At 33.3% G+C, this 21513-nt stretch carries 24 protein-coding genes; 4 read left to right on the forward strand and 20 right to left on the reverse strand.

The features are described 5' to 3' along the window. Positions 1-34: 34 nt before the first annotated feature. The 12 genes from IWX80_RS14720 to IWX80_RS14775 all read right to left on the reverse strand — a co-directional run bounded on the left by IWX80_RS14720 (position 35) and on the right by IWX80_RS14775 (position 11218). Positions 35-1324, reverse strand: a complete 1290-nt coding sequence (locus IWX80_RS14720) for a sensor histidine kinase (RefSeq protein ID WP_099715576.1) — start codon at positions 1322-1324, stop codon at positions 35-37. Further along, positions 1293-1970 (reverse strand): response regulator transcription factor, encoded by a 678-nt coding sequence (locus IWX80_RS14725; RefSeq protein ID WP_099715575.1) that lies wholly within the window; start codon positions 1968-1970, stop codon positions 1293-1295. Before IWX80_RS14725 ends, IWX80_RS14720 begins: the two co-directional genes overlap by 32 nt. Positions 1971-2067: 97 nt before the next feature. Further along, positions 2068-2238: a hypothetical protein gene (locus IWX80_RS14730; RefSeq protein ID WP_196854098.1), complete on the reverse strand. Its 171-nt coding sequence runs from the start codon at positions 2236-2238 to the stop codon at positions 2068-2070. A 1094-nt stretch (positions 2239-3332) separates the two neighbouring features. Next, entirely contained in the window at positions 3333-3830 is a 498-nt protein-coding gene (locus IWX80_RS14735) for a cupin domain-containing protein (protein ID WP_113633792.1), read from the reverse strand. Between the two features lie 11 nt (positions 3831-3841). Further along, positions 3842-4903 carry an alpha/beta hydrolase gene (locus tag IWX80_RS14740; protein WP_113633793.1) on the reverse strand — a complete coding sequence of 354 codons (1062 nt, stop codon included), beginning with the start codon at positions 4901-4903 and terminating at the stop codon, positions 3842-3844. A gap of 24 nt (positions 4904-4927) precedes the next feature. Then, on the reverse strand, positions 4928-5662 hold the full coding sequence (locus IWX80_RS14745; RefSeq protein WP_113633794.1) for a carboxymuconolactone decarboxylase family protein: 735 nt from the start codon (positions 5660-5662) through the stop codon (positions 4928-4930). 31 nt (positions 5663-5693) lie between these two features. Then, the gene (locus tag IWX80_RS14750; RefSeq protein ID WP_196854099.1) at positions 5694-6296 is read right to left on the reverse strand and encodes a flavodoxin family protein; all 603 of its coding nucleotides are present in this window, start codon (positions 6294-6296) and stop codon (positions 5694-5696) included. A 69-nt stretch (positions 6297-6365) separates the two neighbouring features. Then, positions 6366-7445 carry an alpha/beta hydrolase gene (locus IWX80_RS14755; protein WP_196854100.1) on the reverse strand — a complete coding sequence of 360 codons (1080 nt, stop codon included), beginning with the start codon at positions 7443-7445 and terminating at the stop codon, positions 6366-6368. Between the two features lie 11 nt (positions 7446-7456). After that, on the reverse strand, positions 7457-9070 hold the full coding sequence (locus IWX80_RS14760) for a carboxylesterase/lipase family protein (RefSeq protein ID WP_113633797.1): 1614 nt from the start codon (positions 9068-9070) through the stop codon (positions 7457-7459). An 11-nt stretch (positions 9071-9081) separates the two neighbouring features. Then, positions 9082-9522, reverse strand: a complete 441-nt coding sequence (locus tag IWX80_RS14765; protein WP_113633798.1) for a nuclear transport factor 2 family protein — start codon at positions 9520-9522, stop codon at positions 9082-9084. A gap of 34 nt (positions 9523-9556) precedes the next feature. Next, complete coding sequence (locus IWX80_RS14770; RefSeq protein WP_113633799.1) at positions 9557-10036, reverse strand: nuclear transport factor 2 family protein; 480 nt, start codon at positions 10034-10036, stop codon at positions 9557-9559. Between the two features lie 27 nt (positions 10037-10063). After that, positions 10064-11218, reverse strand: coding sequence for an aldo/keto reductase (locus tag IWX80_RS14775; RefSeq protein WP_113633800.1), 1155 nt, complete (start codon positions 11216-11218; stop codon positions 10064-10066). A 173-nt stretch (positions 11219-11391) separates the two neighbouring features. On the opposite strand from IWX80_RS14775, the gene IWX80_RS14780 reads away from it, so the two are divergent. From IWX80_RS14780 to IWX80_RS14795, 4 genes are all read left to right on the forward strand, one after another. Next, positions 11392-12303, forward strand: a complete 912-nt coding sequence (locus IWX80_RS14780) for a helix-turn-helix domain-containing protein (RefSeq protein ID WP_113633801.1) — start codon at positions 11392-11394, stop codon at positions 12301-12303. A gap of 386 nt (positions 12304-12689) precedes the next feature. After that, positions 12690-12977, forward strand: a complete 288-nt coding sequence (locus tag IWX80_RS14785; protein WP_394335931.1) for a DUF6922 domain-containing protein — start codon at positions 12690-12692, stop codon at positions 12975-12977. Between the two features lie 3 nt (positions 12978-12980). After that, a complete protein-coding gene (locus IWX80_RS14790) occupies positions 12981-13265 on the forward strand; it encodes a nucleotidyl transferase AbiEii/AbiGii toxin family protein (RefSeq protein WP_196854101.1) in 285 nt (94 codons plus the stop codon). Positions 13266-13301: 36 nt separating this feature from the next. After that, on the forward strand, positions 13302-13748 hold the full coding sequence (locus IWX80_RS14795; RefSeq protein ID WP_196854102.1) for a hypothetical protein: 447 nt from the start codon (positions 13302-13304) through the stop codon (positions 13746-13748). 387 nt (positions 13749-14135) lie between these two features. Here the strand turns inward: IWX80_RS14795 and IWX80_RS14800 are convergent, their stop codons facing one another. From IWX80_RS14800 to IWX80_RS14830, 8 genes are all read right to left on the reverse strand, one after another. Next, positions 14136-15683, reverse strand: coding sequence for a recombinase family protein (locus IWX80_RS14800; protein ID WP_196854103.1), 1548 nt, complete (start codon positions 15681-15683; stop codon positions 14136-14138). After that, on the reverse strand, positions 15680-15850 hold the full coding sequence (locus IWX80_RS14805) for a hypothetical protein (protein WP_196854104.1): 171 nt from the start codon (positions 15848-15850) through the stop codon (positions 15680-15682). Before IWX80_RS14805 ends, IWX80_RS14800 begins: the two co-directional genes overlap by 4 nt. A gap of 344 nt (positions 15851-16194) precedes the next feature. Continuing rightward, positions 16195-16962: a nucleotidyl transferase AbiEii/AbiGii toxin family protein gene (locus IWX80_RS14810; protein WP_196854105.1), complete on the reverse strand. Its 768-nt coding sequence runs from the start codon at positions 16960-16962 to the stop codon at positions 16195-16197. Between the two features lie 3 nt (positions 16963-16965). Beyond that, the gene (locus IWX80_RS17110) at positions 16966-17253 is read right to left on the reverse strand and encodes a DUF6922 domain-containing protein (protein WP_442899845.1); all 288 of its coding nucleotides are present in this window, start codon (positions 17251-17253) and stop codon (positions 16966-16968) included. Between the two features lie 1241 nt (positions 17254-18494). Further along, positions 18495-18995, reverse strand: coding sequence for a cupin domain-containing protein (locus tag IWX80_RS14815; protein ID WP_196854106.1), 501 nt, complete (start codon positions 18993-18995; stop codon positions 18495-18497). An 11-nt stretch (positions 18996-19006) separates the two neighbouring features. Continuing rightward, complete coding sequence (locus IWX80_RS14820; RefSeq protein ID WP_196854107.1) at positions 19007-20068, reverse strand: alpha/beta hydrolase; 1062 nt, start codon at positions 20066-20068, stop codon at positions 19007-19009. 24 nt (positions 20069-20092) lie between these two features. Then, positions 20093-20827 carry a carboxymuconolactone decarboxylase family protein gene (locus IWX80_RS14825; protein WP_196854108.1) on the reverse strand — a complete coding sequence of 245 codons (735 nt, stop codon included), beginning with the start codon at positions 20825-20827 and terminating at the stop codon, positions 20093-20095. A gap of 31 nt (positions 20828-20858) precedes the next feature. Beyond that, a complete protein-coding gene (locus IWX80_RS14830) occupies positions 20859-21461 on the reverse strand; it encodes a flavodoxin family protein (protein WP_196854109.1) in 603 nt (200 codons plus the stop codon). Positions 21462-21513: the final 52 nt, after the last annotated feature.

Below are 21513 nucleotides of genomic sequence, written 5' to 3' on the forward strand. Positions count from 1 at the left end.
AAGTTCTGAATGGAATTTGAAGAAATATTGAATTTTAAAAAACTATTTCGAATTTATGCATTCTATCCATAAAATAGTAGTTAACGGACCAATGGTTTGTATCCGCAATTTTTTTAATGATCGATAATCCTAAACCATTTCCTTGAGAGGATGGATTGGATTTAGAAAAACGCTCAAACATTTTTTCAGTCTGTAAAGCTATGAGTATTCCTGTATTTGCGAAAGTTATACTATGATTAGTAAGTTTGATTATAACTTGACCATTTAATACATTGTGATTTATGGTGTTTAAAAATAAGTTACTGATTATCATTTCTGCCAGAAAATGATTTGATTTGGCTTCAACTTCATTTGATAATTCTGTTGTAATATCTATTTTTTTTGAAAGTGCTTGTTCATTAAAAAAGGTTAGTTGATTATTGATGATATCTTTTATGTTTATTTTCTCAATCTCATTGTATGAATTGCTATCAATTTTTGATAACACCAACAGATTTTTATTAAGTTTAACCAACCTTGTGGTAGTGTTGTTTAAATCATCAATCAATTTAAATTGTTCTGAGTTTAGGTCATTTCTTTGAAGTATATTCTCTAATTTACCTTTAAAAATTGCAATTGGTGTTTGCAACTCGTGTGCTGCATTTTCTATAAACTCTCTTTGACTTTGATAAATGCTAGAGTTTTTATGGATTAAGCTATCGATGGCACTATTTAATCGGTTGAACTCTTCGGTTGTGTTTTTAATTAATTTTACTGAAGTAGATTTGTCAATTTCAAATTGTTCCATTTTGTCTAAAGCTGCATAAAATGGTTGCCATAATTTTTTTGAAATTATTTTGGTGATAATGAAAAAGCCTATAATTAAAAGTACTAATAGTGAAATGAAAAGAATTACAGTACTTCCAATTAGATTTTCTTTTTCGACCATATTTATTTTGGCAGAAAAAGTGAACCATTTGCCTTCAATTTTTACTGGAGCGTTGAGCACTCTAAATGGTTCGTTTTCTTTAGTTAATGCATCGTAATAACTATGATCAAATAAACTGTCTTTTTGTATGCCATTGAATTTTTCGAGATTTACATCGCGATTGAACTTGTTCCAAAGCGTTATGTCCATTATAGTTAAATCATCTTTAGTAAATTTATCAAATTGCTTTTTTATCGCATATAAATCCTCATTAGCATCGTCTTCATATAAAATATTAGAAATAATATAAAATACAGGACCAACTGTGATTAGTATTACTAGCGCATAGATAAAATAATAATTTAGTGTTTTTTGAAGTAGTTTTTTATTCATCTTGCCATTTATAACCTGTTCCATAAACTGATTTTAGATAATCTGTTGCGCCCATTTCTTTGAGCTTCTTTTTCATGTTTTTAATGTGCGCATATACAAAATCATGATTGTCTAACATGTCCGCCATATCACCCGATAAATGCTCGGCAATGGCACTTTTGGATAAAACTTTATTTTTATTACCAATCAAAAATAGTAATAAATCCATTTCCTTTTTGGTAAACTCGATTTTCATGCCTTTGATTTTGACCGACTTGCTTATTGTATCTATTTCTATTTCATTAAAGGAAATCACATTTTTTCCATTGAATTGTTTTCGTCGAACTAATGCTTGAATGCGAACTAATAATTCTGATAAGTGAAATGGTTTTGTTAGGTAATCATCGGCACCAAGTGTTAGCCCTTCAATCTTAGTTTCTAGAGTGTCTTTGGCAGAAATTATAATTACTCCATCTGTTTTGTTTTGCTTCTTTAGGGCTTCTAAAATTTTAAATCCATTACCGTCAGTCAACATTAAATCTAAAAGAATACAATCGTACGAATATAAAACTATCTTCTCGATAGCACCTTTTAAGGTAGTTGCTGATTCACAAAGAAAATCGTTACTGCTCAAGTAATTTATGACACTTGTTGCAATTTCGATTTCATCTTCTATTATTAAAATTTTCATATCACAAAGAAACTAATCAATTTTGAATATAAATTGAATTTTGCTAATATTTCAAACTCATACCTACACAAAATCCCATATCGTTATCATAATGTATTCATGTACTTAGGTTTCTTTTCATAATATATTTCAAACCAAAAATGTATAATTTGTCAGTATTCCACATTAAATCCATTCTTATACTTTTAGAAACTGGAATGTCCATTGGTTCTAAGTGAAATCTGAAATTACCATCGGTAAAGACTTCAGCTTGTTCTTTTATAACCATTGGTATTGTATTTTAAAGACATTTGCTAAAAACGGAACGATTGTCTTTAGCATTGGACTGCTTTAAAAGGTTTTTTTCCATTTGGCCACCTTCCATTCCTCTACAAAGCCAATCAAAGCAAATGAATGGCATTAACATTGTGTTTTGCCAATATATCTACCAATATTTGTTTCTGTTCCAAGACCACGTTGGAATTCGAAACAAAAGTGAAATTATTTTATATTCTCGAAAAATGTCAAGACAGGTATCAAGAGTTCGATTTCAAACCCTGACAGTCCACACAAAGACAAACAACGCCATTGGATTCCAATGGCGTTGTTTTTAGTTAACATTCTTGACAAATTAGTTCGCTTAATTTTTTGGATCAAAACCAAAACCTAATTATCACAAAAACAAATATCAGTTTATTTAAAAAAAACAATCGTAGTATTATGTTTTGTGTACTATTGTAAAAAGACACCCTTGCTTATTTAGCACATATACACCAATAAAGAGGTATATATACGCTTTAAAGTAGCGTATATATACAAGTTAGCCGTCATTGCGGAAATTAGGATAAATAACAAGAAGATGCCGAAAAACTAACTAATGAACTTTTAAAATTCTACTAAACAATAAAGCAGTACACAACAGCTACAACAGATTTGGACAATTGGCTTAATGGAAAGTTGATCTTGTATTTAATGATTTGGCAAATCCGAAAACAGAGTTTAATTTAGTCCCAAACCCATTGTAGTACCAAGAAGTTAGGCGTCATTTTTCAAAAAAATACGTTGAAAACATAAAATTAAATGGTAATATTTCTCAATTTTAGTTGCAACTCTAATTACAATATTTATTCTAATAGAATTTTTTGAAGATGAATTTTTTTCAAAGAACTATCTTTGAATATCAGAAATAATGAAGGCATTTAATAAATGAATTTGTAAAAAACCGATCTAAACAAATGTAAAAATTAATCCTAGGACGGTTTTAATGGCTCAGAAACTGTCCATAATAAGAAATATTTGAATTTCAAGTATTTTCTGAAACCATTATCCCAAAATGTTTCATCAATAAGTTTTTTGACAATATTTTTTTCTGTTCCTTTTTTATTAGTTTGCTTGAACCTGTATATACTCTTCATCTGTTACCGCTTCTAACCAAACTGGTACACCGTTTTTGGTATTTGTAATGGCTACTTGTACAAAATGGGTATCAATACTCGCACCGTGCCAATGTTGAATATTTGGTGGACATTTGATTACATCCCCTTTACGAAGTGTTTTTTTAGGTTGCCCTTTTTCCTGATAATATCCAACTCCATCGGTTGCTAACAAAATTTGTCCACCCGGATGAAGATGCCATTTTGTTCTTGCTCCGGGTTCAAAGGTTACATTTCCCACTGAGGTTGGATTAAGGCTATCAGCAGCTATCAGCATTTGTAAATAAGCTGTGCCAGTAAAATTAGCATTTGTGATTTTTTCTCCTTTAGGGAAAAGAAGTGATTTTTGTGATTCTGTTTTTGTTGAAAGTGTTGGTTTATTTTGTGCTTTACAAGAAAATACAAATATTCCAATAAGCAATATTCCTGCTATATTTTTAAGTTTCATCTTTTTAAATTTTAAAGATTAGTTTGATAAAAATTCACCAATTTATTTACGGCTTGCGATACATAATCAGGTTTCCAATAGGTTTCAATATGAGTAGCACCATTAATAAGAAATAATTCTTTGTTTTTTGCATTGGTCGCTTTGTTAAAAGCATCGTCAGTCATATAAAAACTATCGGCTTTACTACCTGCTATCATTAATAATGGTTGATTTATCAAGTCCATATTGGTACTAGCATCAAACGTCATTAAATCCATAAGACTGCTTTTAGTATACTTAAATGTAGAATTTGGATGCGCATGTGTTTTGCCGTAATACTCAAATCCTTCACGGTATAAATCAAACGGCAATGCAGCTATTTGTTTATCCGTAAGCTGAGTATCGCCTACATACATAATTGTACCGCCTGCTGCTTCTTGTGTGCGGGCATCAGAAGCTTCTTTTAATCGTTGCTGGATTGTAGAAAATTGCGAATTCATAAAACCATTACGCCTTACTACACCTGAATTGAACATACTCACTGTGGCTATTGCTTTAAATCGTTTGTCAGATTGGGCTGCCTTTAAAGAATAACCGCCGCCACCACAAATTCCTAATAATCCAAGTCTTGAAGTATCAACTCCTTTGTATTGAGAAATAAAATCGGCCATTGCGTGTACGTCTTCAATTCGGTTTGCCGGTTTATCCACATTACGAGGCTCTCCGCCGCTGCCACCTTGGTAAGCCGCATCTGCCGTGATAGTGATATAGCCCTGTTCAGCTAATCGTTGGGCGTATAAACCTGCCACTTGTTCTTTTACACCACCATTAGGATGAGCAATAACTACCGCAGGATATTTTTTTGAAGCATCATAGTTGGCAGGAGTGTAGACATTAGCTACTATTGTAATCTCTTTAGTTGTATACGTAACAGGATAAATGTTTACTTTTCCCTTTACATTTTCGGTAATTGCTCCATCATATACTAAGGTATATGGATTTTGCTTTTGTTCCTTTTGGGTAGTTTGAGCACTTGACATCTGTACCGTTATTATTGAAATTACTATTGTGATTATTAATGCTATTTTTTTCATTTATTTTATTTTTAAATTATTTTTCTATCTACTTTTCAACACTTCGATTACTACTTCTTTTGCAGCTTTAGTTTTCTTTGCGCCTATAAATGGTTTGATCACGACTAAAAATTCTTTCAACTGTTCAGGGAATACACCTAGATTGATAGCAATTGATAAATGACTTTTTAGCATGGGTTCAGCATCACCAATTGAACTTATAACAGAAATTGTAACCAATTCTCTTTGAGTAAAGGTTAAAACGTCTCTTTCAAAAATATCTGCAAATAGGTGTTCTTTTAAAAAAGTATCTATTACTGGTGCAAAAGCAGAATATCCTGTAAGTGTATTCGGTTGTGGTGTTTTGGTAAGTTGTTCTAAAATGGTTTTACCTCTTTCATATTTATTGCCATCCTCTTTGATAGGAGAAGCTTCTTTGCCAGGTTCATCGTTAATACCTTTTGCTTTTCGTTCGTTAAGCACTTCCATAAAAGTTTGCAACCCTCTGATACTTCTCGGAAAACCGCAATAGGCATAGGTATGAATCAATATTTCTTTTATTTCATTCACGGTAAGTCCCGCTTCAAGACCTTTGTTTAACTCTGATTTCAGAGTGACTAAGTCGCCTTTGGCTGTCAGTGATGCAATGGTAATAATGCTTTTTTCTTTTGCGCTTAAATTACTTTCGATAGTTGTCAACTGTTTTGCTTTAACGTCATTAGGAGACAATGTAATGCATACAATCATGACTATTAAACTGAAAATTTTAAAATCCTTCATCTTTATTTTATTTACTGTTATTTCAAATATTTCAATTCTTCAGAATCCCTATTTTCTTTAACCATGTTTGTATTTCTTTTTCGGCTTCAATTTTCTTTTCACCTTCCATTACAAATAAAATTCCGTCTCTTTCTTTACCTCCTTTAATGGAATATCCTTCCAATATTTTGCATTCAGTGCATAGTTCTTTAATCTTATCAAAACTGCTTCCAATACCATAACCAGCATTGGTGTTAAACGGAATAATAGTTTTACCTTTTAAATTGTATTGACTTAAAAAACTTTTCATTGACGGCGGTAATTGCATTCCCCAAGTTGGAAAACCTATAAAGACAGTATCATATTTTTCAATGCTGTCAATTTTGGTATTAAGTGCGGGTAAAAAATCTGTTTCATTTTCCTTGGCTACTTGATCAACAATTGCTTTGTAATTTGCAGGGTAGGGATTTTGAAGCTCAAGTTCAATTAATTTGCCACCAGTTTGTTTATGAATGATTTGGGCAACTGTTTTCGTGTTTTTTGTTCGAGTCAGATAGACAATTAGAATACTATTTTTATTCAAAACATCTTTTTCTTGCTTAACAGTACTTTGTGCTTTGGAACAGCTCGAAAATAAACTAGCTGTTATTATCATTATTAAACAATATGTGGTTACTATTTTCAATTGAATTATTATTTAGTATTATATGTCGGCTGTATTTAATTAATTCAACTTTTTGTCTTTTAGCCATTTACTCATTAAATCAGCCACTTCTATATTATTTAAATCTGAAAAAGGAAAATGTGTATTGCCTTTAAGACCTGCCTCAGGAAGATGTACTACGGTTACATCTCCACCGTATTTGTTTACTACATCTCGCCATAATCTGGCCATCTGTAGTCGTACTCTCCATCCATCTGCCCCAGGATTGTTAGAGAGGCTTTCAGGTATATTATCACCATAATAAATGACAATTGGTATTTTAGTTAGCTTCATAAATTCTTTCATAGGAATCGAACTTGCTTCAAGTGAACCTGCCGAACTCGTTAAAGGGGATGGAACTTCACCCTCAGGAAATAAGAATCCGCTACCTGGTTCGTAAGACACTATTGCTTTGACATTTTTATTTTTTACAGCAGTGAGCCATCCCATACCGCCAGAATGGGAATGTGTAACTAAAATTGCAGGGCCTATTTTGTTGAATAATATTGAAACCGCATCCGAATTAACATTACTATCGATAGCACCAATGTTTGGAACCATAGATCGAAAATATTGATTGAGTGTTTCCGTGTCTTGAGCAAATTGGACACCATCAAAATAATTGGGCCAAACACCAATACGGAAGACATCAAACCATTGCTGTTCATCTGGAGTTGGATTGATGGAAGCCGCTACAGTACTTCTACCAGCATTCCCTCTCCTTGGTTGATCAATCACATAGACAGGAAAGTTTCTGCGGAGAAAAATATTTTGGTAGCCTTCTCGTCCGTCGGGCGTGCTTTCCCATGTTTTAGAAAACTGACCTATACCGTGCCACATCACCAATGGATATTTGCGAGCCTTTACAGGAATTTGATAAAAAATATAGGCGTGGTCTCCACGAAACGTTTGTCCTTCAGGGGTAGGTTTGTATGGATCGAATGTGCCAGGATTGGTAATGATAGTTCCTCCAACAGCAAAACTTCCTTGTTCTATAATTAGTAACGGTTTTTGTTTCGTGCTTTTTTGTGCATAAGACGATGATTGGAACATCAATAATAAACAAAATATACTCAACGATCTTATTACTTTATTTTTCATCATAATTGTTTTTATTTATTGTCTTCAAATGCCTTTTCTACTACATCTAATCGTGCTTTTCTGTAATCGAAAAAATTACTTGCCGATCCATCTGGTTTAAATTCAAAAATATCATTTTTAGCGCTATCATATATAGGCCAAAGAGGTAATCCATTTCCATTTGGATTGCCCGTTTTAGCAAAGTTAACCCAATAGGTATTCATCATTTTAGCTATTTCCTGATCTTTCGCATCAAATTTAGAACCATTGCGTTCTATTAGATTGTCAAATACAAAAGGAATTTCTGATGCATGTGAGGCTCCATATTTCATTCTATCCTTCATAGAAATAGGTACATAAGAAAAGAGATAAGTATATACTGGTATCGATTTTGAAGTAAAAGCTCTAGCGGTAAACCTTGCAGGCTCCGCCCATACTTTATCTGTATTGACTAATGTTAGCATCTTAGCAAAATCCACAGTACCATCAGCATCATAAGCTGTAGTTGCTTCTTCACTAAAATTACCAAACAATTTTAATAATTCTTCTTTAGATTTTGCATTAACAAAACCTGCTGGAACCTCAGCACTATTTGATCCTATGAGAAGTGGAACATGAACCTGTCTAGCTCCCTTGTAAGCACTCTCCGCTGTTTCAACAACCAGTTTACCATCGAGAATAGGACCGGAATAGATAGGTAGACCTCCGGCGCCATCAGTTTCCTGACCTCCGTCTATAATATCAGCAGCACTAAGAGCCCGTAGCTTTGCCAATGCTGCTACATCCGTACCTTCGATTCCGTGTTTTCGAGCAAAGTTTTTTCCGATCGTTTCTGCAGAAATGGGGTAGTGTATATCAGCCTCCTCTTCCTGAATTGGTCTTCCTGTCAGTACGCCATCACGACCACCGCCTGACTCGATTATTGCCTTTTGGAAAAGGCCTTTTGCAGCGGGTATAGTCAGCAGTGAATGTACCGAAACTCCACCGGCTGATTCGCCAAAAATGGTTACATTTTTTGGATCACCACCAAAAGCGTTAATGTTTTCCTTTACCCACTGGAGTGCAGCTATCTGATCCATAAAAGCATAATTGCCTTTAGGTTCTTCTGGATGTTCCTTGCTTAATGCTGGAAATGCAAAAAATCCAAGCCGTCCTAACCGATAATTGAAAGAAACAAGTACAACATCCTGTTTTGCAAATGCTGCTCCTGTAAATTCATTTCCACCACCACTGCCTCCTACAAATCCGCCACCGTGAATCCAAACCATAACAGGTAATTTTGATTTTTTTGTAGCTGTAGCTGGTGTCCAAATATTAAGAAATAAGCAATCTTCAGATGAATTTTGTGCCATGCCCGCACCACGGGGCCAACTCGCCTGTGGACAATCTGCACAAAACTTGCTTAAATCTTTAACTCCGCTCCAAGCAGTAACTGGCTGTGGAGGTCTCCAACGATTTACACCAACAGGAGGAGCTGCATAAGGAATCCCTTTGAAAACTGAAACATCCCCTTCAGTTATACCACGCAGTAATCCAGAAACTGTTTTGACTATTGGCGTTACTCCAGGAGTTGCAATGACAATCTTTTGTTGTGCGTATAAACTACAACTGACAATTATTGCTAAACCTATTACTATTTTTTTCATTTTTTATAATTTTATTGTCCTGGAGTCATCAGCTTGGTGAACGACAATGAACCTAGTTTCCAATTATCATTTACCTTAACATATACTTCGGTTACAATAAAAGGATTGGTAACTTCATTACCTCCAACTACGGCTAATAGTGTAATTCTGTTTAAAAGGATTGCGGTATTACCTATCATGCTTACTGACACTTCATGAACATCAGCTTTCTTGTAATGAATTCCTCCACTTTTAATTACATTGATTTCTTGGGCTTTCCCCCAACTTCCTCCCATGTGTACAAAGACAGATTTATCATCAAACAAAGGGGTAAGTTTATCGACATTTTTATCGGCCATCCATTCCCATTTTTGTTTAGAAAGCGAAATAATTTCTAGCTCAGCTGTATGTTGAGCAAAAGTATTAGTTGTAAATAAAACAAGAAGAATTAGTCCAAAGATTGATTTTTTCATAGTAGTAAATTTTAGTATTATCTATTTTTTATTGTTATTTCTGAATTTGATGCGTATCTCGAACACTACTAAATGTTAAAGCTAACAATTTCCAACCATTACCTTGTTTTTGATAGGTTTCTGTTACGGTAAATTCAGTCACGACTTCGCTTCCTCGCACTATCGCCTCTAGGGTAATTCTGTTCCAAAGGATTGCCGTTTTTCCAAAAGTCTCTATTGCTACATCATGAATTTTGGCATTTTTATACCAGATTCTTCCCGTTTTAATAATATCGAGTTCTTCATCTTTTTTCCAAGTGCCGCTCATGTGGACAAATTTTGATTTGTTGTCAAAGAGCGGTTCTAATTTGGTTATATTTTTATCGGCCATCCACTCCCATTTTTGTTTAGAAAGTTGAATAACTTCTTGTTCAATGGCTGAATGAGTAGGAGCAACAGTAGTTGATTTGTTTTCTTGTGCAAAAGAAAATTGGAAGCTTGCTACTGCAATAAGACTCATAATTAATGTTTTCATATCGTATATTTTAAATTTATATTCTAATTATGGTTTTTTCTTTAACGGAGCTTCCACATCAGAAAAAGCTTGAACAAAGGCAGGTAATCTTTCACCCTGAATTTGAATAGCATCCAATTGATTATTGAATTCCTTTAGTTCAGCTGAGGTGAATTTTATTTCATCTGCTCCAATATTTTCCAGCATGTGTGCCATCTGTGTTGTGCCGGGTATTGGAACAATCCATGGCTTTTGTGCCAGTAGCCAAGCCAGTGAAATTTGACCAGGAGTGGCGTGTTTTTGCTCACTCCAGTTTTTTAATAAATCTCCAAGTTTTAAGTTGTGTGGTAGATTCTCTGGCGAGAAACGGGTTTCATTTCCTCGGATATCACCCTGAGCGAAACGTGTCTGGGCATCAATGGCTCCAGTAAGAAAACCAACTCCAAGAGGACTCCATGGAACGAAACCAATACCGAGTTCCTCACAAAGCGGTATGATTTCCTTTTCCGGACCACGCCATAATAACGAATATTCGTTTTGAATCGCTGTTACAGGATGAATAGCATGTGCTCGTCTTACGGTTTGCGATCCCGGCTCAGACAATCCATAATGCAATACTTTCCCTTCTTTTATCAAATCCTGAATAGCTCCAACTACATCTTCAATGGGAACCTGCGGGTCTACACGATGTTGATACAATAAATCAATTCTGTCCGTACGAAGTCTCTTCAACATTCCTTCCACAACAATTTTGATGTGTTCAGGACGACTGTTTAAGCCTGGTAATCGAGCACCCGTTTCTTGGTTAATATTCCACCCAAATTTAGTTTCGATGACTATTTTATCACGGAAAGGTGCTACACCTTCTCCCAGAATTCGTTCTACTTCAAAAGGACCGTAAGCCTCTGCTGCATCAAATAAGGTGACTCCTTTATCAAAGGCAGTTCGAATAATATTGTGCATTTCTGGACGAGAGGGAATAGTAGTTTGATACGTACGGCTCATATTTTGAACACCAAGTCCTATGCTGGAGACTTCAAGTGAAGCGCCAAGTTTGCGCTTGCTTGAAACAGTGGCTGGTGTTAATTCTTTATTTTCAACAATTGGTGTTACCGCATTGGATTTTGCTAAAGAATTAAAAGGCAAAAATGCACTTCCTGCCAAAGCGAGTCCTGCTGTTTTTAAAATGGATCTACGATTCATAATTAAATTTATTAAAATAGGATAACTTATACTACTCAACAAATTTCCGACGAAGGTGGGATGTTATTGGTACATAGATTACGGATTGTTCTACCAATATTACTTATTGTGATTATTATATGATAATTGATATCTCCAAATGCATAAATTTGTATTGTAAAATTATAATTATCATGAACAAAGTAGTCAAGTTTAATACAGTTAGTGAATATAATGCATTTAATAATAGCGAAACTTTACATCCATTAATAAGTGTAATTGATTTTTCTAAAGCCGACGAAAGATCTTGGGAAGGAGAGAAGACTGTTAGAATTTATTATGGCTTTTATTGTATCTTTTTGAAAGATATAAAATGTGGTGATTTGCGCTATGGTTGTGATTACTATGATTATCAAGAAGGCACGTTGGTTTTTGCTGGACCAGGGCAGGTAATGGAAGTAGAGACTGACGGTAAAGTATATCAACCAAAAGGATATGCCTTAGTTTTTCATCCTGATTTAATACATGGCACTTCTCTTTTTAAAAGTATAAATGATTATAATTTTTTCAGTTACAATGTAAATGAAGCATTGCATTTGTCGGAACGCGAAAGACAAATTGTTTTAGACTCTTTTTCAAAAATCCATTTAGAATTACAACTTGGAGTTGACAAGCATAGCAAGAAACTTATTGCTTCAAATATTGAATTGTTTTTAAACTATTGTGACCGTTTTTATGACCGCCAATTCATAACAAGAGAAAATGTTAATAAAGGAATTTTAGAAAAATTTGAAGAGGTGTTAAACAGTTATTTCACAACTGATAAACCCAATACAGTTGGTTTGCCATCAGTTGCATATTGTGCTGACGAACTGCATTTATCCGCCAACTACTTTGGTGATTTAATAAAAAAGGAAACAGGTAAATCAGCTCAAGAATACATTCAAAATAAAATAATTGATGTAGCAAAAGACAAAATTCTGGTAGACCATTTGACTGTAAACGAAATCGCTTATCAGTTAGGCTTCAAATACCCGCAGCATTTTTCTAGATTGTTTAAACAGCGAGTAGGATACACTCCTAATGAATATCGAAGTTTGAATTAAAACCATATTAGTAACCCGATAATTTGACCAAATAAAAAAAACTACAAAATATAGGAAAGTATATTTGTCGGTTTTGTGACCCTGTCGGGACAATTTTCGAACCTTTTTTTAAAAGATCTGGAACTTTTGAGTGGACCATCATATATTTAATAAAGGAAACAAAAACATTAAATTATATCCTTAACTCCATATCCACTTTAACTTGGTATATTCATTTAGTCCAAGTATTCCTAAACTCAAGTCTTTGTTTGCTTCATTTCGCTAATGACTATTTTTACATCTATTATTGGTTTTCTTTTAGATATGCAGTAATTCATTAAAATCGAAGAAGTTAAACTTTTTTACATTAGTGCACCAAATAAATCTAAATTCAGTATTTTTGCATAGTGAAACAGTCAGTAAACATAGCAACAATTTTTCCCAAACACTTATTTTGGGATATGGATTATAGCAAACTTAATCTTTCTAAAGATAAGTCTATTATTATACCAAGGGCTTTATATGCAACAACTCCAGAAACATTTGAAACAGACATTCTAAAATTAGAAGCATTGTATTCTGCTAAAGATATTGTTAAATACTTAAAATTAACGACAGAGAATATCAGTAACAAAGTTTGTATAAGTGTTGCAAAAAGATACAATGTAAAGCCATTTCTTCGTTTTTCGCTCTAATTTATGAAGGCAGTTACTCCAGCAATAATTAAAGCCATCATAGAATTACAAACATTACCAACAGTATCAAAATTTACTTTAGGTGGAGGTACAAATCTAGCATTACAATTCAATCATAGAGTTTCTGATGATATTGATTTCTTTTACGATGGAATAATTGGCAAAGAAGGATTTAAAAACATCGAAAATGAAGTCAAAAAGTACTTTGGCACGAAAGCAAAAAGCTTTGACGATCCTTGTGATATAAACGACCAATATTGCTTTCTGCGTTTCTTTCTTGATTTATAAGATGGTTTAACCATAAAAGTGGAGATGCTTCAAAACATGAAGAACTTGTTCGGGGTAGAAGTAAATCAAGGAATAAATTTACTTTCAAAAAAAGACATTGGTTTGTTCAAACTAATCAGTACCTCAAACCGTTCTACCAAAAAAGACATTTATGATTTAGACTTCATAAGCGATACAATTTCATTAATCGATTTATATGAAGACTTAAAAGCAAAAACACTTAAATTCAATAAAGAAGAAGATAAAACAATATTTGATTTAAGTAAAAACAAGACACCTATTGACAATCCAGAATTATTATTAAAATTTGAAGATAATTCCGATTATTCAAAGTTTCCATCACACACAAACGATACAATACAAATCATCGATGGAAGCAAAACTTGGATTGAGGCAAAAATAAGTTGGCGTTCAAAAGTAAGAAGACTTTACAGCCATTTAGGTAAAGATTTCCCTGGACCAAAAGGAATTAAAATCAAATAACTATAAAAAAGGATCGCTATCGGTAATCTTTTTGCACCCGCCCAGTCAACCCTCTAGTAGCATATTGTCGCTTTCTCCGTAAACTCCACAACTGCAATAAGCTACTTTACAACCCTTGAAAGAAGTTTTTAAAATTTATAGAACTCAATAAAGAAGAAATTTTTCGGGTTGGAATGAGCGCAAGCAGTTAAAAACAATTTCGATACGACATTCCCCTATTTTAAATATTTAATTTTATATTTTCGAAAAATGTCAAAATAGGCACCAAGTGTTCGATTGCAGTCCCTGACAGCCCACAGAAAGACAAATAACACCATTGGAAGACATTGGCGTTTTTGTTTTCATATTTATACTATTTTAGGTTTTCAAAAAACGTCAAAATTGGTATCAAGTGTTCGATTGCTGTCCCTGACAGCCCACCATAAGAGACAAAGAAGAAATAGTCTTCTTTGTCTCTTTTTTATTGCTGTCTATTTGCCTGTTAATCAAATACATTAGCTGAACAGCTTCGTTAATTCTTGTGGTTCGAAATCCAGTTCCATTAAATGTTAGATTTTCGGGATAAATTGAACCAATCAGACCCCTACATTCTGCAAATGTTCCGCCTTCATACCCTATACTAAGCCGCAATAGATTATCAATACCTTCATTCAAGAGCCCTTCTATATCTTCCTTTTGATTGGTAATGCTTGATAGTTTAGCTTCAAGTTTAGTAACCATACCACCATAATCAGATTTCATTTCCCTGTAATCCGAAGCATCTATTTGATTTGTTACAACTAATTCTCTTGCTTTAGAAAGCCTATTCTCATAATCTTTTATTTGAGCTAATAGTTGTCGTTTTTCATCTTGTATTCCTTTAGTTTGTTCTTTATAGGCTTCGGCTATTAATGCGGTATAAAGTTTTTTGTATTCAGGTCTGGGCAAATACATTTGGAGTTCATTCACAAATTGTTCATTAACTGCTTCTGCTCTGAAGCGATGTGTACATCCGCCGAAACAATGATAATAAGAATAATATCTATTACGTCCTTTAGATTTGCTCCCAGAAAGAGTCTTTGCGCATTTTGGGCAAATAAGAAACCCCCGAAGCGGGAGGTCTTCAATAGTTTCGACTTTTGGTCGTGATATTTTTCCACGTCCATCAAGTACATCCTGCACTTCATAGTAAAGAGCTTCAGAAATTATAGCTTCGTGTTGTCCCTTCACAAAAAAACTCTCTTCATCCTTATATTTCGGTACAAATATCTTCCCACAGTACAAAGGATTGCGTACCGCGAGCCAAAAGCTATGCATTCCTGTCTTAATACCTTTCTTTTTAGCTAGACGATGTATATCTTCGGTACTGAATATTCCTTTTGATAATTCATGAAAAGCCCATCTCATAATTGATGCTTCGGGCTCTTTGAGGGCAATGTATTTACTTCCATCTTCCTTTGATCTGTTTACATAACCAACAGGAGCTTGACTTACATAACGACCTTCTTTTTTAGCTCTTCGCATCCCGTGAAACACATTTAATGCCCTTCTATCATTTTCCACTTCTGGCGCTGCCAGATAAAAAGCAAGCATCATTTTATTTTCAGGAATAGAAAGATCAAGTGGCTGTTCTATTGCCTGAGGTTCTACACCTAATTTTCGTAGCATATTTATCATTTGATAAGCATCACCAGCATTTCTGCTGAATCTGTCCCATTTGGTAAATAAAATTAAATCAGTTTTGTTTTTGTATTTCTTAAGATTAAGTAGGATTTTTTTCCATTGAGGCCTATTAAAAGTTTTTGCTGAATGGTCTTCATAAATCACATCTCGAATTCCTATAGAATTGATTTCACAATATTTCCTCAGCACTTCTTCTTGATTTCGCTGAGAATATCCTTTGTCTGCCTGTTCATCTGTGCTCACGCGTACGTATAAGTCTGCTATGTTTTTCATACTCTCTTTCTTAAATATTTAGACACAGCTATATTAGCTAATTTTCTCAAGAAATCCAAGATTTCTTTGGCTTGCTCTACTGTTAAATCCAATCCCTCAGCCTTTAACATTTCCAAAGCTTTCTCTGGAGTGATTTTTCCCTTTACATCCACATTTTCATTTTCCATATCTCACCTCCCTCATTAAATATCAAAAGACCGTCTTAACGGTCTTTTGATAATTTCATATTAATTCACACTTCTACACAAAGATAGGATTGATTTATTTTTTAATGATAGGTAAAATATGGTCATGATGGGAAAGGCCTAATAATATTTGAAAGCCTCTTGACAAGGAAAATATTCACTTATACTACAAAAACATTTTGAAGATATTAAAGAATATTATAATTGGGAGTCTAAATTTAGATAAAAGTAATCGGGAGGCGATCTAAAAATTATAATGAGCTAATAATATTGAGATTTAGTGATGGCTTTGTAAAATTGGGAACCATCTAATAGAACTGATCTAATTACCTAATTCGCATGCCAACAGGGCGTGGAAATTTTAAGCCAAGATTATTGTATAATTGTCTTACTTTGGAACGCCAACTTATTTTCGTTGATATCCAAGTCTTATTACCGTCAATAATATTTATATTATCATGGGTATGCATTGGAAATTTTGCAGAACCTGAAGCACTATCAAACTTTAATAGTAGTTCAGGAAAATCTATTGGAGTTTTATTCTTATTTAAATCAAAAATTGTTTTATGTTCTTCTTTGTTGAATTTCAATATTTTAACTTTCAAATCTTCAAACAATTCAGTAAGTGGAATTTCATCTGTGATAAAATCTAAATCGTAAATGTCTTTTTTTGTTGAGCGATTTGAAGTGCTTATTAATTTAAATAAACCTATATCTTTCTTTGAAAGCAGTTGGACGTCTTCAATTATTTCTAAAGCATAAAGACTTTTCATATTTTGAAGCAGCTCCACCTTTATAATATTTCCATCTTCTGTTTCAACATAAAATCGTAAGAAACAAAATTGGTCATTTATATCACAAGGATCGTCGAAACCCCTTGCTTTATTGCCAAAATGGTTTTTAACTTCTTCTTCGATTTTTTGAAATCCAGATTTACCAATTATTTCTGGACAAAACATATCAATATCTTCAGAAATTCTATGATTGTATTGTATAGCCAAATTTGTACCACCACCCAATGCAAAATTGGATAATGACGGTAAACTTTGTAATTCTAAAATTATTTTAATAATTGCGGGTGAAACTGCATGCATTGGCTATAATGAATAACGGAAAAACGGTGCGATATTATATCTTTTGGACACACTTACGCATACTTTATTACTTATATTCTCTGTTGTTAGTTTTAAATATTTAATAATATCTTTACTAGAATATAATTTTTCCAATTTTTGAATATCTGTTTCGAAAGTATCTGGAGTTGTTGCATACAAAGCCCTAGGAATTATAATATACTTATCTCTCGAAAGATTAAGTTTACTAGGATCCATATCCCAAAACAAGTGTTTAGGAAAAATTGTAGCTATGTCAACTGATTGTTTCACAATGCAAAAATAATGATTTTTTTATTATTACCTTCTTAATAAATGTTAAACACCAATTTAGGTAAGAATTAACCTATATAAAATTACAAGTTAGCAATTCATAACCAATTACATAGATTATCAAGTTTGTCTTTTTCATGTTTCGTTATTGTAAATTTTGAATATCTAGGCATTTATTTAAATTTTAGTAAAAAAGTTAGCTAATACTTTTTGATTGCAGTAATTTCATCAAATCATGTGCAAAAAACTTCCTGAAAACAGTCAGAATTTTACACATTAATTATAATGTATTCTTTTGAAAAAGTACGCTCCCTTATTCAAGATCTAATAATTATTTAGGGATATTTTCTTCTGTATTGGAATAAGTGAGCGTACACTTTCAAAGACCTCTAAATTAAATATTCTTACAGCTTTACAATCCCCTAAACACTTTAAAAATATCCCTGTAAAAATCACAAAAAGTACAGCCAAGGTATTGGACATTCATCAACTACGTGCCCATAATGTCACCGCTCATTCTTCGCAGTGCCACCCTTCGGGACTTATAGCACTCCGTTTGATGTATATCCAATTTTGTATTGCTTTCTTTTTTTTCTTTTTCTTTTGAAAATTTTTTGGTAGTCTAAATGCATTGGAAACGAACATCTTCTGTTATTTATCGAAGTCATATTATAGGCTGATACACCTATAGTATTTTATTTCAAACACCAGCTTTTAATTAGCCTTTCTCTTTTAACAATCTTCTAGAATTTAGATAAAATAAAAGACTCTGGAGAAGGTTTAAGTTAGCGTCAAAGCTAACGGCAAGATGTCCGGTTGTATCACAACCGATATCTTGCTGCCTGGTCACTCGGAACTCGTGGGCAGAGAAACTGAGAAGTTAGAAGATCTCTTTAATATAAAAGTAAGCCCCTAAATGCATGAATACTGCTAAATTGAAATTATATTTATGCTTAGTATGATAGACGTTGAACGAGCAAAACAAGAATCTAAAAAAGTAGCTTTATCTGCAGTTAACTATCTTTGAATATCAGAAAATAATGAAGGCATTTAATAAATGAATTTGCTAAAAAAACCTGTTCTAAACAAATGTAGAAATCAATCCTAGGACGGTTTTAATGGCTCAGAAACTGTCCAAAATAAGAAATATTTGAATTTTAAGTGTTTTTCTGATTTTATTAACTCTAAAGGTTTTAGGCATTTACTTTTGCAACTAGTTTTTTTGCTATATTTTTTCTGTTCTATTTATTTGTTTGAACTTGTTTATACTCTTCATCCGTTACAGCTTCTAACCAAACAGGTACGCCGTTTTTGATATTTGTAATTGCTACTTGTACAAAATAAGTATCAATACTAGCACCGTGCCAATGTTGAATATTTGGCGGACATTTGATAACATCTCCTTTGCGAAGTATTTTTTTAGGTTGCCCTTTTTCCTGATAATATCCAACTCCATCGGTCACCAACAAAATTTGTCCGCCCGGATGAAGATGCCATTTTGTTCTTGCTCCAGGTTCAAAAGTTACATTTCCTACTGAGGTTGGATTAAGGCTATCAGAAGCTATCAGCATTTGTAAATAAGCTGTACCTGTAAAATTATTATTGGTAATTTTTTCTCCTTTGCCAAAAAGGATTGATTTTTGGGATGCTGATTTTGCTGAAAGTGTTGCTTCATTTTGTGCTTTACAAGAAAATGCAAATATTCCAATAAGCAATATTCCTGCTATATTTTTAAGTTTCATCTTTTTAAAATTTAAAGATTAGTTTGATAAAAATTTACCAATTTATTTACCGCTTGCGACACATAATCAGGTTTCCAATAGGTTTCAATATGAGTAGCACCATTAATAAGAAATAATTCTTTGTTTTTTGCATTGGTCGCTTTGTTAAAAGCATCGTCAGTCATATAAAAACTATCGGCTTTACTACCTGCTATCATTAATAATGGTTGATTTATCAAGTCCATATTGGTACTAGCATCAAACGTCATTAAATCCATAAGACTGCTTTTAGTATACTTAAATGTAGAATTTGGATGCGCATGTGTTTTGCCGTAATACTCAAATCCTTCACGGTATAAATCAAACGGCAATGCAGCTATTTGTTTATCTGTAAATTGAGTATCGCCTACATAAATAATTGTACCGCCTGCTGCTTCTTGTGTGCGGGCATCAGAAGCTTCTTTTAATCGTTGCTGGATTGTAGAAAATTGCGAATTCATAAAACCATTACGCCTTACTACACCTGAATTAAACATACTCACTGTCGAAACTGCTTTAAATCGTTTGTCTGATTGGGCTGCTTTTAGTGAATAACCACCACCGCCACAAATACCAAGTAATCCCATTTTTGAAATATCAACCCCTTTATATTGAGAAATAAAGTCTGCCATTGCGTGTATATCTTCAATTCGGTATGCCGGTTTATCCACATTACGAGGCTCGCCGCCACTGCCACCTTGGTACGCCGCATCTGCTGTGATTGTAACATAGCCTTGTTCTGCTAAACGTTGAGCATATAATCCAGCAACCTGTTCTTTTACACCGCCATTAGGATGTGCAATAACTATTGTTGGGTATTTTTTTGATGTATCAAAGTTAGCAGGTGTGTAAACATTAGCAACTATTGTAATTTCTTTAATTTTATAGTTCACAGGATGGATGTTTACTTTTCCCTTTACATTTTCTGTGATAGCTCCATCATATACTAAGGTATATGGATTTTGCTTTTGTTCCTTTTGGGTAGTTTGAGCACTTGACATCTGTACCGTTATTATTGAAATTACTATTGTGATTATTAATGCTATTTTTTTCATTTATTTTATTTTTAAATTATTTTTCTATCTACTTTTCAACACTTCGCTTACTACTTCTTTTGCAGCTTTAGTTTTCTTTGCGCCTATAAATGGTTTGATCACGACTAAAAATTCTTTCAACTGTTCAGGGGATACACCTAGATTGATAGCAATTGATAAATGACTTTTTAGCATGGGTTCAGCATCACCAATTGAACTTATAACAGAAATTGTAACCAATTCTCTTTGAGTAAAGGTTAAAACGTCTCTTTCAAAAATATCTGCAAATAGGTGTTCTTTTAAAAAAGTATCTATTACTGGTGCAAAAGCAGAATATCCTGTAAGTGTATTTGATTGCAACGTTTTGGTAAGTTGTTCCAAAATGGTTTTACCTCTTTCATATTTATTGCCATCCTCTTTGATAGGAGAAGCTTCTTTGCCAGATTCATCGTTAATCCCTTTTGTTTTTCGTTCGTTAAGCACTTCCATAAAAGTTTGCAATCCTCTGATACTTCTCGGAAAACCGCAATAGGCATAGGTATGAATCAATATTTCTTTTATTTCATTCACGGTAAGTCCCGCCTCAAGACCTTTGTTTAACTCTGATTTTAGAGTGACTAAATCGCCTTTAGCTGTCAGTGATGCAATGGTAATAATGCTTTTTTCTTTTGCGCTTAAATTACTTTCGATAGCTGTCAACTGATTTGCTTTAACGTCATTAGGAAACAATGTAATGCTTAGAATCATCACTATTAAACTGAAAATTTTAAAATCCTTCATCTTTATTTTATTTACTGTTCTTTCAAATATTTTAATTCTTCAGAATTGCTATTTTTTTTAACCATGTTTGTATTTCTTTTTCGGCTTCAATTTTCTTTTCACCTTCCATTACAAATAAAATTCCATCTCTTTCTTTACCTCCTTGAATGGAAAACCCCTCCAATATTTTGCATTCAGTGCATAGTTCTTTAATCTTATCAAAACTGCTTCCAATACCATAACCAGCATTGGTGTTAAACGTAATAATAGTTTTACCTTTTAAATTGTATTGACTTAAAAAACTTTTCATTGGCGGCGGTAATTGCATCCCCCAAGTTGGAAAACCTATAAAGACAGTATCATACTTTTCAATACTGTCAATTTTGGTTTTAAGCGGAGGTAAAAAACCAGTTTCATTTTCCTTGGCGACTTGATCAACAATTGCTTTGTAATTTTCAGGGTAGGGATTTTGAAGTTCTAGTTCAACTAATTTGCCTCCTGTTTGTTTATGAATGATTTGGGCAACTGTTTTCGTGTTCTTTGTTCGAGTCAAATAGACAATTAGAATACTATTTGTATTCAAAACATCTTTTTCTTGCTTAACAGTACTTTGTGCTTTGGAACAGCTCGAAAATAAACTAGCTGTTATTATCATTATTAAACAATATGTGGTTACTATTTTCAATTGAATTATTATTTAGGATTAT

The sequence above is a fragment of the Flavobacterium sp. CAN_S2 genome, from assembly GCF_015752255.1.
In the GTDB taxonomy this organism is placed as follows: domain Bacteria; phylum Bacteroidota; class Bacteroidia; order Flavobacteriales; family Flavobacteriaceae; genus Flavobacterium.

Coding starts and splice junctions, on each gene's coding strand:
- IWX80_RS14720 (WP_099715576.1), bottom strand. CDS start 1,324: ATGGAACAGGTTATAAATGGCAAGATGAATAAAAAACTACTTCAAAAA.
- IWX80_RS14725 (WP_099715575.1), bottom strand. CDS start 1,970: ATGAAAATTTTAATAATAGAAGATGAAATCGAAATTGCAACAAGTGTC.
- IWX80_RS14730 (WP_196854098.1), bottom strand. CDS start 2,238: ATGGTTATAAAAGAACAAGCTGAAGTCTTTACCGATGGTAATTTCAGA.
- IWX80_RS14735 (WP_113633792.1), bottom strand. CDS start 3,830: ATGAAACTTAAAAATATAGCAGGAATATTGCTTATTGGAATATTTGTA.
- IWX80_RS14740 (WP_113633793.1), bottom strand. CDS start 4,903: ATGAAAAAAATAGCATTAATAATCACAATAGTAATTTCAATAATAACG.
- IWX80_RS14745 (WP_113633794.1), bottom strand. CDS start 5,662: ATGAAGGATTTTAAAATTTTCAGTTTAATAGTCATGATTGTATGCATT.
- IWX80_RS14750 (WP_196854099.1), bottom strand. CDS start 6,296: ATGATAATAACAGCTAGTTTATTTTCGAGCTGTTCCAAAGCACAAAGT.
- IWX80_RS14755 (WP_196854100.1), bottom strand. CDS start 7,445: ATGAAAAATAAAGTAATAAGATCGTTGAGTATATTTTGTTTATTATTG.
- IWX80_RS14760 (WP_113633797.1), bottom strand. CDS start 9,070: ATGAAAAAAATAGTAATAGGTTTAGCAATAATTGTCAGTTGTAGTTTA.
- IWX80_RS14765 (WP_113633798.1), bottom strand. CDS start 9,522: ATGAAAAAATCAATCTTTGGACTAATTCTTCTTGTTTTATTTACAACT.
- IWX80_RS14770 (WP_113633799.1), bottom strand. CDS start 10,036: ATGAAAACATTAATTATGAGTCTTATTGCAGTAGCAAGCTTCCAATTT.
- IWX80_RS14775 (WP_113633800.1), bottom strand. CDS start 11,218: ATGAATCGTAGATCCATTTTAAAAACAGCAGGACTCGCTTTGGCAGGA.
- IWX80_RS14780 (WP_113633801.1), top strand. CDS start 11,392: ATGAACAAAGTAGTCAAGTTTAATACAGTTAGTGAATATAATGCATTT.
- IWX80_RS14790 (WP_196854101.1), top strand. CDS start 12,981: ATGAAGGCAGTTACTCCAGCAATAATTAAAGCCATCATAGAATTACAA.
- IWX80_RS14795 (WP_196854102.1), top strand. CDS start 13,302: ATGAAGAACTTGTTCGGGGTAGAAGTAAATCAAGGAATAAATTTACTT.
- IWX80_RS14800 (WP_196854103.1), bottom strand. CDS start 15,683: ATGAAAAACATAGCAGACTTATACGTACGCGTGAGCACAGATGAACAG.
- IWX80_RS14805 (WP_196854104.1), bottom strand. CDS start 15,850: ATGGAAAATGAAAATGTGGATGTAAAGGGAAAAATCACTCCAGAGAAA.
- IWX80_RS14810 (WP_196854105.1), bottom strand. CDS start 16,962: ATGCATGCAGTTTCACCCGCAATTATTAAAATAATTTTAGAATTACAA.
- IWX80_RS14815 (WP_196854106.1), bottom strand. CDS start 18,995: ATGAAACTTAAAAATATAGCAGGAATATTGCTTATTGGAATATTTGCA.
- IWX80_RS14820 (WP_196854107.1), bottom strand. CDS start 20,068: ATGAAAAAAATAGCATTAATAATCACAATAGTAATTTCAATAATAACG.
- IWX80_RS14825 (WP_196854108.1), bottom strand. CDS start 20,827: ATGAAGGATTTTAAAATTTTCAGTTTAATAGTGATGATTCTAAGCATT.
- IWX80_RS14830 (WP_196854109.1), bottom strand. CDS start 21,461: ATGATAATAACAGCTAGTTTATTTTCGAGCTGTTCCAAAGCACAAAGT.